Origin of the sequence: Microbispora rosea (genome assembly GCF_900156315.1) — a bacterium.
Taxonomy (GTDB): domain Bacteria; phylum Actinomycetota; class Actinomycetes; order Streptosporangiales; family Streptosporangiaceae; genus Microbispora; species Microbispora rosea.
Map to the genome: position 1 here is coordinate 114,561 of NZ_FTNI01000014.1, position 14,846 is coordinate 129,406.

General features: G+C 71.0%; 11 protein-coding genes. 9 read left to right on the forward strand and 2 right to left on the reverse strand.

Annotated features, from left to right (window positions below; all coding sequences use genetic code 11):
* The first annotated feature begins 76 nt into the window (after nucleotides 1-76).
* Nucleotides 77-964, forward strand: coding sequence for a PhzF family phenazine biosynthesis protein (locus tag BXA11_RS20505; RefSeq protein WP_076436860.1), 888 nt, complete (start codon nucleotides 77-79; stop codon nucleotides 962-964).
* 123 nt (nucleotides 965-1,087) lie between these two features.
* On the opposite strand, the gene BXA11_RS20510 is transcribed toward BXA11_RS20505, so the two are convergent.
* On the reverse strand, nucleotides 1,088-2,521 hold the full coding sequence (locus BXA11_RS20510) for a glycoside hydrolase family 6 protein (RefSeq protein ID WP_143734416.1): 1,434 nt from the start codon (nucleotides 2,519-2,521) through the stop codon (nucleotides 1,088-1,090).
* A 360-nt stretch (nucleotides 2,522-2,881) separates the two neighbouring features.
* Between BXA11_RS20510 and BXA11_RS20515 the strand changes: the two genes are divergently transcribed.
* The 7 genes from BXA11_RS20515 (at nucleotide 2,882) to BXA11_RS20545 (ending at nucleotide 12,641) form a co-directional block, all read left to right on the forward strand.
* Nucleotides 2,882-4,951 (forward strand): putative bifunctional diguanylate cyclase/phosphodiesterase, encoded by a 2,070-nt coding sequence (locus BXA11_RS20515; protein ID WP_076436989.1) that lies wholly within the window; start codon nucleotides 2,882-2,884, stop codon nucleotides 4,949-4,951.
* A gap of 283 nt (nucleotides 4,952-5,234) precedes the next feature.
* On the forward strand, nucleotides 5,235-5,534 hold the full coding sequence (gene gatC, locus BXA11_RS20520; RefSeq protein ID WP_076436864.1) for an Asp-tRNA(Asn)/Glu-tRNA(Gln) amidotransferase subunit GatC: 300 nt from the start codon (nucleotides 5,235-5,237) through the stop codon (nucleotides 5,532-5,534).
* Complete coding sequence (gene gatA / locus BXA11_RS20525) at nucleotides 5,531-7,021, forward strand: Asp-tRNA(Asn)/Glu-tRNA(Gln) amidotransferase subunit GatA (RefSeq protein ID WP_076436866.1); 1,491 nt, start codon at nucleotides 5,531-5,533, stop codon at nucleotides 7,019-7,021. Before gatC ends, gatA begins: the two co-directional genes overlap by 4 nt.
* 25 nt (nucleotides 7,022-7,046) lie before the next feature.
* A complete protein-coding gene (locus BXA11_RS20530) occupies nucleotides 7,047-8,267 on the forward strand; it encodes an AAA family ATPase (RefSeq protein ID WP_076436868.1) in 1,221 nt (406 codons plus the stop codon).
* Nucleotides 8,267-8,905, forward strand: a complete 639-nt coding sequence (locus BXA11_RS20535) for a DUF4276 family protein (RefSeq protein ID WP_076436870.1) — start codon at nucleotides 8,267-8,269, stop codon at nucleotides 8,903-8,905. The genes BXA11_RS20530 and BXA11_RS20535 overlap by 1 nt, the downstream gene beginning before the upstream one ends.
* The gene (gene gatB, locus BXA11_RS20540; RefSeq protein WP_076436872.1) at nucleotides 8,898-10,406 is read left to right on the forward strand and encodes an Asp-tRNA(Asn)/Glu-tRNA(Gln) amidotransferase subunit GatB; all 1,509 of its coding nucleotides are present in this window, start codon (nucleotides 8,898-8,900) and stop codon (nucleotides 10,404-10,406) included. The genes BXA11_RS20535 and gatB overlap by 8 nt, the downstream gene beginning before the upstream one ends.
* A gap of 270 nt (nucleotides 10,407-10,676) precedes the next feature.
* Nucleotides 10,677-12,641, forward strand: a complete 1,965-nt coding sequence (locus BXA11_RS20545) for a VanW family protein (protein WP_076436874.1) — start codon at nucleotides 10,677-10,679, stop codon at nucleotides 12,639-12,641.
* Between the two features lie 35 nt (nucleotides 12,642-12,676).
* Here BXA11_RS20545 and BXA11_RS20550 read toward each other — a convergent pair whose 3' ends face one another.
* Nucleotides 12,677-13,843, reverse strand: a complete 1,167-nt coding sequence (locus tag BXA11_RS20550; protein ID WP_076436876.1) for a PQQ-dependent sugar dehydrogenase — start codon at nucleotides 13,841-13,843, stop codon at nucleotides 12,677-12,679.
* A 65-nt stretch (nucleotides 13,844-13,908) separates the two neighbouring features.
* Here BXA11_RS20550 and BXA11_RS20555 point away from each other — a divergent pair, with 65 nt between their 5' ends.
* Nucleotides 13,909-14,829, forward strand: coding sequence for a 2-hydroxyacid dehydrogenase (locus tag BXA11_RS20555; protein WP_076436878.1), 921 nt, complete (start codon nucleotides 13,909-13,911; stop codon nucleotides 14,827-14,829).
* Nucleotides 14,830-14,846 lie beyond the last annotated feature (17 nt).

Consider the following 14,846-nt stretch of genomic DNA (forward strand, 5'->3'; position numbering starts at 1 on the left):
CCACGGCCTGGGCGCCGCCGAACGACCGGCCTTGCCTCCGGGGAACAGCGGTATCTCTTGTGCCGTTCCATGGGACATGTCGACTTCTGCCGTTCCGATAACCCCGGTCCTGCACTACGCGGCTTTCACCACCGATCCCGACGGCGGCAACCTGGCCGGAGTGGTGCTCGACGCCGCCGGGCTGGATGAGGCGGCCATGCTCGCCATCGCCGCCGAGGCGGGCCATCCGGAGACAGCTTTCCTCCGCGCGCATCCCTCGCAACCCGCCGAGAACGGCCGGACCTTCGCCGTCCGATATTTCAGCCCGAAGATGGAGGTGCCGTTCTGCGGGCACGCCACGGTGGCATCGGCGGTCGCGCTCGCGGAACGGATCGGCCCGGGTGACCTGGTCTTCGAGACGCAGGCCGGAGCCGTACCGGTCACGGTGGTGGCGGATGACAGCGGCGTGCTGTGGGCGACCCTGACCAGCGTGGAGCCGTACGTCGAGCCGGTCGGCGACCTCGACGTGGCGCAGGCGCTCGACGCGCTGAAGTGGCGGCTCGACGAACTCGATCCCGGACTGCCCCCGCGGATCGCCTTCGCGGGATCGCGCCATCTGGTCCTGGCCGCCGCGACGCGCGAGCGCCTCGCCGATCTGAACTACGACTTCTCCCGGCTCGCGCAGTACATGACCGATCGGGATCTCATCACCCTGCAACTGGTGTGGCGGGAGTCGGCGGACACCTTCCAGGTGCGTGATCCGTTCCCCGTGGGTGGAATCGTGGAGGACCCGGCCACCGGGGCCGCCGCAGCTGCTCTGGGGGCGTACCTGCGGGAGCTCGGCGAGGCTGGTCCCACCGCGGTGCTGACCCTGCACCAGGGCGTCGACATGGGACGGCCGGGCCGGCTCCGGGTGGAACTACGGGACGGGGATACCAGGGTCCGGGTGTCCGGCGCGGCGGTCCGCGTCACGGCCGGCGGCTGATCAGGCTGCCCATCTGAGCCGCAAGCACTACCGGTCGGTCGCCATGCCGGTCTTCCCTAGTGAAAACGGCGTGCCGTACGGGTGGGGAGGCCCGTACGGCACGCCTGGACTATGCGGTGGGGATCAGCTGGTGGTGCAGACCAGGGGGGACGGCGTGGACGGGGTCCCGCTGGAGCTGCCGAGGAAGCCGAACGTGGCGTTCCCGCCAGGGGCGATGTTGCCGTTCCAGTTCAGGTTCGAGGCCGTGATGCTGCCGCTGCTGCCTGTCAGGTTGGCGTTCCACGACTGGGTGATGGACTGCCCGCTGGGCATCGTCCACTTCACGGTCCAGTTGTTGATCGCCGAGTTGCCCGCGCTGGTCACGGTGACCTCACCCTGGAAGCCGCCCTGCCACGAGCTGACGACCTTGTAGACCGCCGTGCAGCCCCGGTCGCCGGTGAAGGTCGGAGAGGCCGACGGGGACGGCGACGGCGACGCGGAGGGCGAGGCCGACGGAGACGGGGAGGGCGACGGCGAGGGGGACCTGGTCGGCGACGGAGACGGCGACGGAGACGGCGAGGGGGACCTGGTCGGCGACGGCGACGGCGACGGCGAGGGGGTGTACGGGGCGGCGATCGCCAGGTCGTAGGCCCGCTGCGGCACGAACTGCCCGGCGGGGCCGATGCAGCCGTCGGACTCGCCCGGGGGCTTGACCCACAGGTACGCGGCGATCGCCGAGTCACCGGTGTTCGTCGTGCTCCAGGTGCCGGTGGCGCGGCCGGCCGGGTCACACCACTCGCTGCCCGCAGGGCCGTTGCCGTTGCGGCTGGTGTCGACCACGGCCTTCAGCCCGGACACCCCGGTGGCCGAGAGGACGCTCTTGGCGTAGGAGACCAGGCCCGAGGTGAAGCGGTAGTTGGAGACGTTGACCGAGATGCCGTCCGCGCTGTTGGCGATGTCGGCGCCGCGCAGCCGGTTGGCCATGTCGGAGGCGCCCACCCAGGCGTCGTGACCCGCGTCGAAGAAGACCTTGACGTTCGAGGAGGTGGCCTTGAACTTCTTCCCGGCGTACGCCATGGAGGCCTGGACCTCGGCCTGCTGGGAGGAGTTCATGCAGTTCGGCATGATCGACAGGGCGTCGGGCTCAAGGATGATGTAGGCGGGCCGCCCGCCGAGACCCGCGGCGACCTGGTCGATCCAGGCGCGGTACGACGAGTGGTCAGGCGCGCCGCCCGCGCTCGCGCCGCCGCAGTCGCGGTTCGGCATCTCGTACACGACCATGATCGGGATCTTGCCGGCGGAGGCGGCGGCTCCGACGTACGCGTCGACCTGGCTGCGCACGGTCGAGGGGTTGTAGCTGGCGAACCACCGGCCCTGCGGGACGGCGGCGATGCGGTCCCTGATCACCGCGGCCTTGCTGTCACCGGGGTTGGCGGCCACCCATTTGGCCGCGTTCGTCGTCGGGTCCACGTAGAAGGCGGAGTCGGCGGCCTGCGCGGCCGAGGAGGCGAGCACAGACGCTCCCACCGCGGCCGTGGCGACCACTGCGAGCACAGCCGCCGTCAATCTGCGAGACATGGAAATCTCCGTCCGGTAATGTGGGAGCGCTCCCACAGTTCTCTCGGATGGTATGGAGCCAGTGCTGGTCCAAGAAGGGCCACGCGGAGTTTGTCTGGGCGGTCAACCTAATAGGCGCAGGCGGGCGGGGGATCGGTCCTGTGGACCAGTTGAAACTTTCACCGCAACTCCGGTCAGACCGTGATATCTCCAGAAATCATGGTGACGGAGTGTGCCCAAGCGGTTTCGCGAAGTGGCCCAGAGGCCGTACCCTCCCATAGTGACCTCTTGGGGGGTTTCTTACCGATGACGCTTTCACGCGGTCTCATGCCGCTCGCCGGGGTACCTCGAGTCCTCCTGCCCGCCGTCGACCTGGGCGAAATGTCCACGCCCGTCGACACTCGGGACACCGGACCGCGCCCTGGCTCGCCCCTGTGGGCCTACCTCACGGCGGTCACCGCCGTCGGCGGCACCGCGCTGGCGATCGCGCAGGTACGGCTCGGCTTCGGCGAGCTGGGCGAGCTGGCCCGCACTCCGCTGTTCTGGATGCTGACCGTCCTGGTGGTGCTGGGCGAGCTGCGCCCGGTCATGTTCAGTTCCTCGACGCTCGTCGGGGGCACGCCGGCCTCCACGATGTTCACCTTCGCGGTGGTGATGTACCAGGGCCTGCCGACGGCGGCGCTGATGCAGGCGGTCGCCGTGGTGGTCAGCGGACTGGTGCACCGCAGGGCCTGGCATCGGGTGCTGTTCAACCTTGCCCAGGTGACCCTGGCCTGCACGGCGGCCGCGGCGGCCTTCGCCGCGTTCGGCGCGCATCCGGCGCCCTTCGCCCCCTGGACGCCCGACGGCGGGGACATCCCGGCCATCGCGCTGGCCGCGGGGGCGTACTTCGCGGTCCGCGCGATCCTGGTCTGCCAGGCGGTGGCGTTGCACGAGCGCCGGCCGCTGGGCCGGGTGATGAAGGCGTCGATCGGCCCGCAGGCCCTCGTCTACGGTGCGCTGCTCGGGCTCGCGCCGCTCGTCGTGGTCGTGATGGCGCACTCCACGGCTTTGGTGCCTCTCTTCGTCGCGCCGCTGACCGCGGTCTACTTCACCGCGACGCTCTCGCTGCGCCGCGACCACCAGGCCACCCACGACGGGCTCACCGGCCTGCCGAACCGCAAGATGCTCATCCTGCGCACCGAGGAGGCCCTGGCCGAGGCGCGCGAGCACGAGCGGGTGGGGCTGCTCCTGCTCGACCTCGACCGTTTCAAGGAGGTCAACGACACGCTCGGCCATCCCGTCGGCGACCGGCTGCTGCAGATCGTGGCCCACCGGCTCACACACAGCGTGCGGCCGGGCGACGTGGTCGCCCGGCTCGGCGGGGACGAGTTCGCGGTGCTGCTGCCGTCGATCAGGGACGCCCACGCGGCCAGGGAGGTCGCCTCGCGGCTGCGGGTCGCGCTGACCGAGCCGGTACGTCTTGAGGGCATGACCTTCGATCTCGACGCGTCGATCGGCATCGCGCTCTATCCCGACCACGCGCCGGACTTCGAACTGCTCATGCAGCGCTCCGACGTGGCGATGTACCTCGCCAAGGAGGGCCGCACCGGCGTCGAGTTCTACCTGCCGGGCAAGGACCGCAACTCGCCGGAACGGCTCAGCCTGCTCGGCGACCTGCGCCGGGCGATCGACGCCGACGAGCTGGAGCTCCACTATCAGCCCAAGGTGAGCCTGGACGACGGCAGGGTCGAGAGCGTCGAGGCGTTGCTGCGCTGGTGGCACCCGGTGCGCGGGCCGATCTCCCCCGCCGAGTTCATCCCGCTGGCCGAGCAGTCGTATCTGATGCGCGAGCTCACCCAGCACGTCATCGGCCACGCGCTGCGGCAGGCGGCCCGCTGGTGGCACGCGGGCCTCGACGTGCCGGTCTCGGTCAACGTGTCCGCCCGCGACCTGCTGGACTCGAGCCTGCCCGAGCAGCTGGAGTCCGGGCTGGAGAAGCTGGACCTGCCTCCCGAGGCCATCCGGCTGGAGGTCACCGAGCGCATCCTCATGACCGATCAGGCCTACAGCGCCGACACGATCCGCACCCTGGCCGGTCTCGGGATCCAGCTGGCCCTCGACGATTTCGGCACCGGCTACTCCTCGCTGGTCCGGCTCCAGCGGCTTCCGGTCTCCGAGGTCAAGATCGACGCGTCGTTCGTACGGCGGCTCGGGGAGTCGCCGGACGACGAGCGGATCGTCCGCTCGATCATCGATCTCGTACGGTCCCTCGGGCTGAGGTCGGTCGCCGAGGGAGTCGAGTCGCCGGAGGTCGCGACGCTGCTGCGCGAGATGGGCTGCCACGCGGGCCAGGGATGGTGGCTGGCCAAGCCCATGCCCGCGAGCGAGACGACCACGTGGTTGCGCGGCCGGCTCAGCGCGGCCTTCCGGGAGCGCGAGAACGGCGGCGCCCGCCTCGCGCCGCACTGATCAGCCGTACCCGGCGGCCCGACCGGTCAGCCGCGGTGTGTCGTAGCGCTGGGCCGCACGCGCTGGGCAGTCGTCTTGCGCCGCCGTGCCGGGCCGTCCTGCCTGCCTGTCCTGCTTGGCCGCCGGCGCCGCGCCGCACGCGCTGAGGCGCCGAAGCGCATCGGCCACGCTGCAGGAGTCGCATTAAGACCATGTGACGCGGCGTCGTCGGGTCGGCCGCGCTCGGCGACGAGCCCTAGGATGGGAAGGTCCAATCTCCATCATGAAACGGGTTCGACGACTCATGTCCGCCATAACCCGCGATGAGGTCGCTCACCTCGCCCGGCTGTCCCGGCTGGCACTGGCCGACGACGAGCTCGACCACTTCGCCGCCCAGCTCGACCAGATCGTCGGCGCCGTCGCCCGCGTCGCGGAGGTGGCGGCCGACGACATTCCGCCGTCCTCGCACGCGCTTCCGCTGGCCAACGTGTTCCGGCCCGACGACGTACGGCCCGGCCTCACGCCCGAAGGCGCCCTGTCCGGCGCGCCCGCCGTGGAGGACGACCGCTTCCGCGTGCCGCGGATCCTCGGGGAGGAAGAATGAGCCTGATTCGCAAGACCGCCGCCGAGCTCGGCGCGCTGGTCGCCTCCCGAGAGGTCACCGCCGTCGAGGTCACCCAGGCCCATCTCGACCGGATCGCCGAGGTCGACGGCCGGGTCAACGCCTTCCTGCACGTGGACGCCGAGTCCGCGCTGGCGCAGGCGCGTTCGATCGACGAGCGCATCGCCGCCGGTGAGACGCTCGGGCCGCTCGCCGGGGTGCCGATCGCGCACAAGGACGTGTTCACCACGACCGGCATGCCGACGACCGCCGGCTCGAAGATCCTCGAAGGCTGGCGCCCGCCGTACGACGCGACCGTGACCCGCCGCCTGCGCGAGGCCGGCCTGGTGATCCTCGGCAAGACCAACCTGGACGAGTTCGCCATGGGGTCGTCCACGGAGAACTCCGCGTACGGCCCGACACACAACCCCTGGGACCTCGACAGGATCCCTGGCGGTTCTTCCGGGGGTTCGTCGGCTGCGGTGTCCGCCTACGAGGCGCCGCTGTCCACCGGCACCGACACCGGCGGCTCGATCCGCCAGCCCGCCGCGGTGACCGGCATCGTCGGCATGAAGCCGACGTACGGCGGCTCGTCGCGCTACGGGCTGATCGCGTTCGCGTCCTCGCTCGACACACCCGGTCCGTTCGCGCGCAACGTGCTCGACGCGGCGCTGCTGCACGAGGCCTTCTCCGGCCACGACCCGCTCGACTCGACCTCGATCGACGCGCCGGTTCCGCCGGTCGTCGAGGCCGCGCGGAACGCCGACGTGGCGGGCATGCGGGTCGGCGTGGTCAAGGAGTTCGGCGGGGAGGGCTACCAGCCCGGCGTCCTCGCCCGGTTCAACGAGGCCGTCGAACTGCTGGAGTCCCTCGGGGCCAAGGTCGTCGAGGTCTCCTGCCCGACCTTCTCCTACGCGCTGCCCGCGTACTACCTGATCGCGCCGTCGGAGTGCTCGTCCAACCTGGCCCGGTTCGACGCCATGCGGTACGGCCTGCGCGTCGGCGACGACGGCACCCGCAGCGCCGAGGAGGTCATGGCCCTGACCCGGGCGGCCGGTTTCGGGCCCGAGGTCAAGCGGCGCATCATGCTCGGCACCTACGCCCTGTCGTCCGGCTACTACGACGCCTACTACGGGCAGGCCCAGAAGGTCCGCACGCTGATCATGCGCGACTTCGAGGCGGCGTTCCATCAGGTGGACGTGCTGGTCTCGCCGACCACGCCGACCACCGCGTTCCCGATCGGGGAGCGGGCCGACGACCCGATGGCGATGTACCTCGCCGACCTGTGCACGATCCCGACCAACCTGGCCGGCAACGCGGCGATCTCGGTGCCGTGCGGCCTGGCCGACGAGGACGGCCTGCCGGTCGGACTGCAGGTCATGGCCCCGGTCCTGGCCGACGACCGCTGCTATCGGGTCGGCGCCGCCGTGGAGAAGGCCTTCGAGAGCCGGTGGGGCGGCTCGCTGCTGTCCCGCGCGCCCGCGCTCTAGTCGCCGAGAGGAGGGGAACGGCGGCATGATCACCCGCATCGAGATCGACGGCTTCAAGTCGTTCGAGAACTTCGCGCTGGATCTGCCTCCGTTCCTCGTGCTCATCGGCACCAACGCCAGTGGCAAGTCGAACATCCTCGATGCGCTGACGTTCGTCGCGACAGCCGGGACCCGCGGTGTCGACGCCGCCGTGTCGGAGGTGCGCGGCGACGCGCGGGGACTCTTCCGCAAGCGTGGCGACGGCACCCGCGTCGACCGGATGCGTTTCGCTCTGGAACTCCTTCTCCCGGCGCAGCGCTCCTCGCCGAGCAGCCGCTGGCGTTGGGAGGTGCGATTCGCGTGGGCAGTGCCCGAAGGCGGGCTCGAAGGGATCACGATCGAGACGCAGCGGCTCGTCTCGTTGTCGTCGCCTGACCGGGTCATTCCCCTCGTGGAGGGCGAGTGGGTCGTGCGGGAGGGAAGGCCCGCGCTGGACGCCTTCTCCGGTAACCACAAGCAGGACGGGGAGATCGTACGGCGGATCAAGCTTGAGCTCACCGAGGTCAGGTCGCTGCATCTGGAAGCGGGCTCCCTGCGCGGGGCGAGCGAGCTCGGCGGACCCCGTCGCATGGACTCCACCGCCAGGAATCTTCCGAACTACCTGAGATTCCTGGCGCGTGAGACGGCATCGGAGAACAGGCCGCTTGGCGTGGTCGGTGAGATCAAGATGCACCTCGTCGGACTGGTCAGGGAGATCAGCGACTTCGAGATCGTCGAGGACGAGCGCCGAAGGGACGTCAGGCTCGAGTTCGCGTCCCCCTACGACCGGGGGCTGGACGCCGAGTTCGCCTCCGACGGCACGTTGCGCATGCTGGCCATCCTGGCGGCCTTGCACGACGGTGGAACCGCCGTCATCGAGGAGCCGGAGAACGGCGTCTTTCCGGAGAGACTCCGTCAGCTGCTCGGTCTCGCCCGGGAGTTGGTCACGGAGGAAGACGAGGCAGCGACGTCCGGCCCGGACCGGCCTCTGCAACGGCAGGCCCTGTTCACCAGTCACTCTCCAGTGGTGCTCGACGTGGTACCGCGGGAGAACATCGCGTTCCTCGACATGACCACCGTGTTGGAAGACGGGATCGCCAGCCGAGTGAGCCGGGTGCGGCGACTGCGAGAGGACGCCGGGCCGGTGCGGGTGGACGGCGAGCGGTGGCCGCGCGTGACGGATTCCGAACTCGGCAGGTTCCGGGCCGGAGTGGAGGAACCGGTCTGATGTGGAGCCTTAGCCGCGTCCTGATCAGAGAAGGGCCGTCGGACGACTGGTTCCTGCCGATCCTGCTGCGCAGGGCCCTGGAGGAACTGGTGGTCGAGTTCTTCCCAGCCTGCCGTGAGGTTCAGGAGGTGCGGCCCCTCCCGGAGGCGGGCAATCAGCATCCGGAGACGATGATCAAGACCTTGAAGGAGGAGCGGGGGACCTTCGACGTGGTTCTCTATCATCACGACGGCGCCCCACCGGCCAAGTCGCAACTCGTCCTGGGACGTATCCGGCAGGCGTACAGTGCGAGTGACCTCGGCGAGCCTCTGGTCGCGGTCGTGCCGATGAGGGAGACGGAGGCCTGGCTCCTCGCTGATCGGACAGCCCTTGTGAGAGCGCTGAATCTGCGTCGGCTCAATCGGGAACCCGTGTCCGGATCCGAGGTCGAGTCCTGCCCCGATCCCAAAGTGGTCATCGATGCGCTGCTGAGGGACGAGGCGGGGCTGAACCCGAAGAAGAAAGGCGCGCTCCGAAACTTCTATCTCTCGGTAGCGGAGAACGCCGGCATCGCTGAACTGCGGAAGGTGCCCGCCTTCCAGCAATGGTGGAATGACATGATCGAAGCATTGGAAGGACTGGGTTACCAGCATGGCTGATACCGCGACGCTCATGCCGTACGACGAGGCGCTGGAGCGCTTCGAGCCGGTGCTGGGGCTGGAGACGCACGTCGAGCTGGGCACCGCCTCGAAGATGTTCTGCGGCTGCCCGACGACCTTCGGCGCGCCGCCGAACACGCAGGTCTGCCCGGTGTGCCTGGCGCTGCCCGGCTCGCTGCCGACGGCCAACGAGAAGGCGATCGAGTCGACGATCCGGATCGGCCTCGCTCTCAACTGCACCATCGCCACGTGGTGCAGGATGGCCCGGAAGAACTACTTCTATCCGGACATGCCGAAGAACTACCAGATCAGCCAGTACGACGAGCCGCTGTGCACGGACGGCTACCTGGACGTCGAGGTGGACGGGAAGATCGTCCGCGTCGAGATCGAGCGGGTGCACCTGGAGGAGGACACCGGCAAGTCCACCCACGTCGGAGGCGCGACCGGGCGGATCCACGGGGCCGACTACTCGATCGTCGACTACAACCGGGCCGGCATCCCGCTCGTGGAGATCGTGACCAAGCCGATCGAGGGCACCGACCGGCTCGCGCCCGAGGTCGCCCGCGCGTACGTCACCGAGCTGCGCGAGGTGATGCGCTCGCTCGGCGTGTCCGATGTGCGGATGGAGCAGGGCTCGCTGCGCTGCGACGTGAACGTCTCGCTGATGCCGCGCGGCTCGTCAAAGTGGGGCACCCGTACGGAGACCAAGAACGTCAACTCGCTGCGCAGCGTCGAGCGCGCGGTCCGCGGGGAGATCGAGCGCCAGGCGGCCATCCTCGCCGAGGGCGGCCGGATCGTGCAGGAGACCCGCCACTTCCACGAGGACACGGGGCAGACGACCTCCGGGCGGTCGAAGGAAGAGGCGCAGGACTACCGCTACTTCCCCGAGCCCGACCTGCTGCCGATCGCGCCCGACCCGGCCTGGGTCGAGTCGCTGAAGGCGGCGCTGCCCGAGCTTCCGTCGGCGCGGCGCAAGCGGCTCCAGCAGGAGTGGGGCGTGTCCGACCTGGACATGGCCGCCATGCACAACGCCGACGCGATCGACCTGGTCGAGGCGACGGTGGCCGCGGGTGCTCCCGCCGCCGACGCGCGCAAGTGGTGGATGGGCGAGCTGGCCCGGCGGGCCAACGAGTCGGCCACGGCGCTCGCCGACCTGCCCATCACCCCGGCGCAGGTCGCCCGGGTGACCGAGCTGGTCGCCTCCGGCGCGCTGAACGACAAGCTGGCCCGCCAGGTGCTGGAGGGCGTGCTCGCCGGCGAGGGCGGCCCGGACGAGGTCGTGGGGAAGCGCGGCCTCCAGGTGGTCAGCGACGAGGGCGAGCTGTCGTCGATCATCGACCAGGTGCTGGCGGACAACGCCGACGCCGCGGAGAAGGTGCGCGGCGGAAAGGTCGCCGCCGTGGGCGCGCTGGTCGGCGGCGTCATGAAGGCCAGCCGGGGCAAGGCGGACGCGGGCCGGGCCCGTGAGCTGATCCTGGAGAAGCTGGGCGTCCAGGGCTAGGGAGCGCCTGACGAGCGCGCCGGGGAGTCGGGGAGAACCCGGGAAGAGCTCAGCGATGCGCCGTGAATAGCAGGGCGTGAAGAACGGCCGGTCACGGTTCCGCGTGGCCGGCCGTCGGCCTTCCCCGGCCCGCTCCGGTCAGGGCCGGCCTGGCCGCGGCCGGACCGCTCCAGGGGTTAGTGCGGAAGGTGTTACTTCGCCACATATCCAGCGGAGGGTGTTTTAGGGTTAACTGATCGTCGTTGACCTTGAGCCGGAGGAGACCGAGGCGTGCGCAACGCCGGAGCGTCCGTCGACCCGCCCACGGATCCGTCCGGGGCGGCGTCCGCGCCTCCGCGCAAACACCCGGTGCGCCGCGTCACCTCGCTGCCCCGCGGAGTCTCGGCCCTTCCCCAAGGGGTGTCGGCCGACATCTTCGCCGAACCTCCCGCTCCCGCCGCTCCGGCAGCCAAGCCGTCCGGCAACGGAAACCTGCCGCCGGCGGCTCCGCCGGTCGAGCCGTGGCGGGTCCCGGAGCGCCCGGCGCGTGAGGAACCCGTCGTCGTCTCGCCGCCGGACGCCGACCTGCTCGACCCCCTTCCGCAGGGCCGTACGCTCCGCCGTGCGCTGATCGGCCTGGCGGCGTTGGTCCTGATGCTCTATCTCGTGCCGGCCATCTCCATGGCGGGGAAGGTCCTGCCCGGCACGACCGTGCTCGGCGTGGACATCGGCGGGCAGAGCAGGACCGAGGCCGTCGACACGTTGCGCGAACGGCTGTACGCCCAGGCCAGGACGCCGATGATCGTACGGCAGGGCACGCGGCGGCTGACCGTGGACCCGCAGCAGGCCGGTCTGATGCTCGACGCCGAGGCCACGGTCCACGCCGCGCCGGGGGGCTTCCCCAGCCCGCCGGAGGTGTGGAACGCGCTGACCGGCAGCCACGAGGTGAAGCCCGTCGTGTCGGTGGACCGCCGCAAACTCGACGAGGCGGTGGACAGGTTCATCGCCGCGCCACTGGAGCGCCCGGGGCGCGAGGGCGACGTCTCGTTCGAGGGGACCACCCCGGTCCCGACCTATCCGCGGGTCGGCCATGTCATCGACAGGAGAGGGACGGCCGACCAGATCGTCAGGGGATACCTCCACCCCGAGGCCGTCGTCGTGGTGCCCACGATGCGGGATCTGCCGCACATCACCCGTGCCGAGGTGCGGCGCGCCCTGCGCTGGGCGAGGCGTGCGGTGGCCGCGCCGCTCACGCTGACCAACGGGACCGCCTCCGTCAGCCTGCCACCGGCCACATTGGCGCGGCACCTGACGTTCGCGCCCGACGGAGCGGTCCTGCGGCCGCGTTTCGACGCCGTGGCGGCGATCGCCGGCGTCGAGAGCGCGCTGGTGGACCCCGCGCGGATGGCCCGCGACGCCGCTTTCACCGTCAAGGACGGCCGGCCGGTCCTGGTGCCCGGCCGGCCGGGCGACCGGGTGGACACCGACCGCCTCGCCGCGGACGTGGCTGCCGCCCTCGACGGCGGCAGCCGTACGGTGGCCGTGTCGATCGTGAACGGCCCGCCGCGGATCACCGACGACGCGGTGCAGCGGATGGGCATCCGGGAGGAGATCGGCCGTTTCACCACCTCCTACGACTGCTGTCCCCAGAGCGCGGGCAACATCCGCACGGCCGCCGCGCTCCTCGACGGCCGCCTCGTGGAGCCGGGGGAGACGTTCTCGTTCAACGATGTCGTCGGCCCGCGCACCGCGGCCGCGGGATTCGACGGCATCGGCCCCACCATGATCCGCGGCCGGGCCGGCGCGGAGGCGGCGGGGATGACCCAGGTCGCGACGACCCTGATGAACGCCGTGATCCAGGCCGGGCTCCGGGTCGCCGAGCACACCCCGCCGGAGGTCCACGCCTCCCAACTGCCGATCGGCACCGAGGCCGCCGTGTCCTTCCCCGGCCCCGACCTGCGCTGGAGGAACGACTCGCCGTACGGCGTGCTCGTCCACGCGTCCGCCACGGGCACCTCGCTGACCGTGACGCTGTGGAGCACCAAGCGGTACGACGTGGACCTGCAGGGGCCGGTCGTCGGGCAGCGGGCCGAGTTGCCCGCCGTGACCGGTCAAGGGCCGGGCTGCGTGCCGACGCAGGGGCAGCCCGGTTTCACCGCCTCGGTGACGCGGGTGCTGCGGCAGGACGGCGAAGTGGTCTCCCGGCAGACCTTCCGCACCACCTACCACGCCCAGGCGCCGGTGGTCTGCCGCTGATCGCAGGTCAGGAGGCGCTGATCGAGAGGCGCTGCTCAGGATGAGGGCCGCACCACCAGGATCCGGTCGTCGCCGTCCCGGGGAGAGCCGCGCCCGTCTTTGTTGCTGGTGCCCACCCACAGCGTGCCGTCGGGCGCGACGGCCACCGCGCGCAGCCTGCCGTACTCGCCCGTGTACAGCGCTGCGGGACGTCCGGCGCGGCCCGAGCCGTCCACCGGCACGCGCCACAGGCGCTCGCCGCGCAGCGCCGCGGCCCACAGCGCCCCCCGGACGTACGCGAGGCCGGACGGCGACGCCTCGGCGGTCGACCAGGTGAGCAGGGGGTCGGTGTATCCGGGCCGGCCGCCCACCCCCTCGACCTCCGGCCAGCCGTAGTTGTGGCCCTTCTCGATGAGGTTGATCTCGTCGTAGGTGTTCTGGCCGAACTCGGTGGCGTACATGTGCCCCCGGTCGTCCCAGGCCATTCCCTGCACGTTGCGGTGCCCGTAGGTCCAGACGAGGGTGCCGAAGGGGTTGTCAGGGGCGGGCCTGCCGTCGGCCGTCATGCGCAGGATCTTGCCGCCCAGCGACTTCTTGTCCTGGGCCATGCCGCGTTCGCCGGTCTCTCCCGTCGAGGCGTACAGGTAGCCGTCGGGACCGAAGGCGAGGCGGCCCCCGTTGTGGATGGCCCCCTTCGGGATGCCGCTGACGAGCACCCTGCGGTCGGAGAGCCGTCCGTCGTAGCGGTAGCGGACGATCCGGTTGTCGTTCCCGGCGGTGAAGTAGACGAAAACGAAGTGGTCGGCGGCGTAGCGGGGCGAGACGGCCACGCCCAGCAGGCCGCCCTCGCCGCTCGCGGACACCCCCTCGATCACGGCGACCTCGTGGACCTGGCCGCGCGGTGTGACCCGCAGCAGCCGTGCCGACTCGCGCTCGGTCACCAGCGCGTCGCCGCCGGGCAGGAACGCGATCGCCCAGGGCACCGTAAGGCCGGTGACCAGCGTGTGCGGCGCGGCCGGGGTGGGGTTCGTCTCACCGCCGCCCGGAGTCGCACCCGCAGCGACACTCGCGGTGGCACTCGCAGTGGCACCGGCAGCGTCGCTCGCGGCGGGCAGCGGCGGGGGAGTCCTGCCCCCGCCCTCCTCGCCCTGGGCGCATGATGCGGTCGCCGCCAGAAGCGCCGCCCCCAGAAGCGCCGCGCCCACCCCATGCCTGTTCGTCATCCCTGATGACCTCCCTCACGTACCCATACTCGCTGGCGGGGCCGATGGTTCCCTAGGTTGTTCCTGTGAAGATCTGGGTCGCATCACAGGACATCGCCGACGCACTCACGGAGCTTCCCGAAGGACTCCCTGCCCTCGACTGCGCCGTGTACGACGGGCGGACCCCGCCGCCCGGCCCGCCCGAGGAGGTGGAGGTCTGGGTGCCTCCGCTGGTCCCGGTGCCGGACACCCCCGGCCTCCTGGGCCGCATGACCGGCCTCCGCCTGCTGCAGACCGTGACGGCGGGGGTCGAGCCCTACCTGCCGCACGTGCCGCCGAAGGCGGTCCTGTGCAACGCTCGCGGCGTCCACGACGCGGGCACGGCCGAGTGGGCGGTGGGCGCGATGATCGCGATGCTGCGGGAGTTCCCCGGCTTCGCGGCCGCCCAGGCCAGGCGGGAGTGGACCTACCACCACACCGGCGTCCTCGCCGACAGCACCGTGCTGATCGTCGGGTACGGCTCGATCGGCGAGGCGCTCGAACGGCGCCTGGCCGGGTTCGAGGTGGACGTCGTCCGGGTGGCGCGCACGGCCCGCGACAACGTCCACGGCCAGGACGAACTGCCCGCGCTGCTGCCCGCCGCGGACGTGGTCGTGCTCCTGGTGCCTGCCACACCGGGGACGGCCGGTCTGGTGGACGCCGAGTTCCTCGCCCGGATGAAGGACGGCGCGCTGCTGGTGAACGCCGCACGCGGGTCGGTCGTGGACGCCGGCGCGCTGCTGGCCGAGTTGCGGACGGGCAGGCTGCGGGCGGCGCTCGACGTCACCCCCGTCGAGCCGCTGCCGTCCGATCACCCGCTCTGGGCCGCGCCGGGGGTCTTCATCACCCCGCACATCGCCGGCAGCACGCCCGCGTCCGTGCGGCGTACGCGGAGGCTGGTGCGGGAACAGGTGATCCGTCATCTGACGGGCCGTCCACTCGATAACATGATCACCGGGCATTACTGACCGCTCCGTTAAGGATT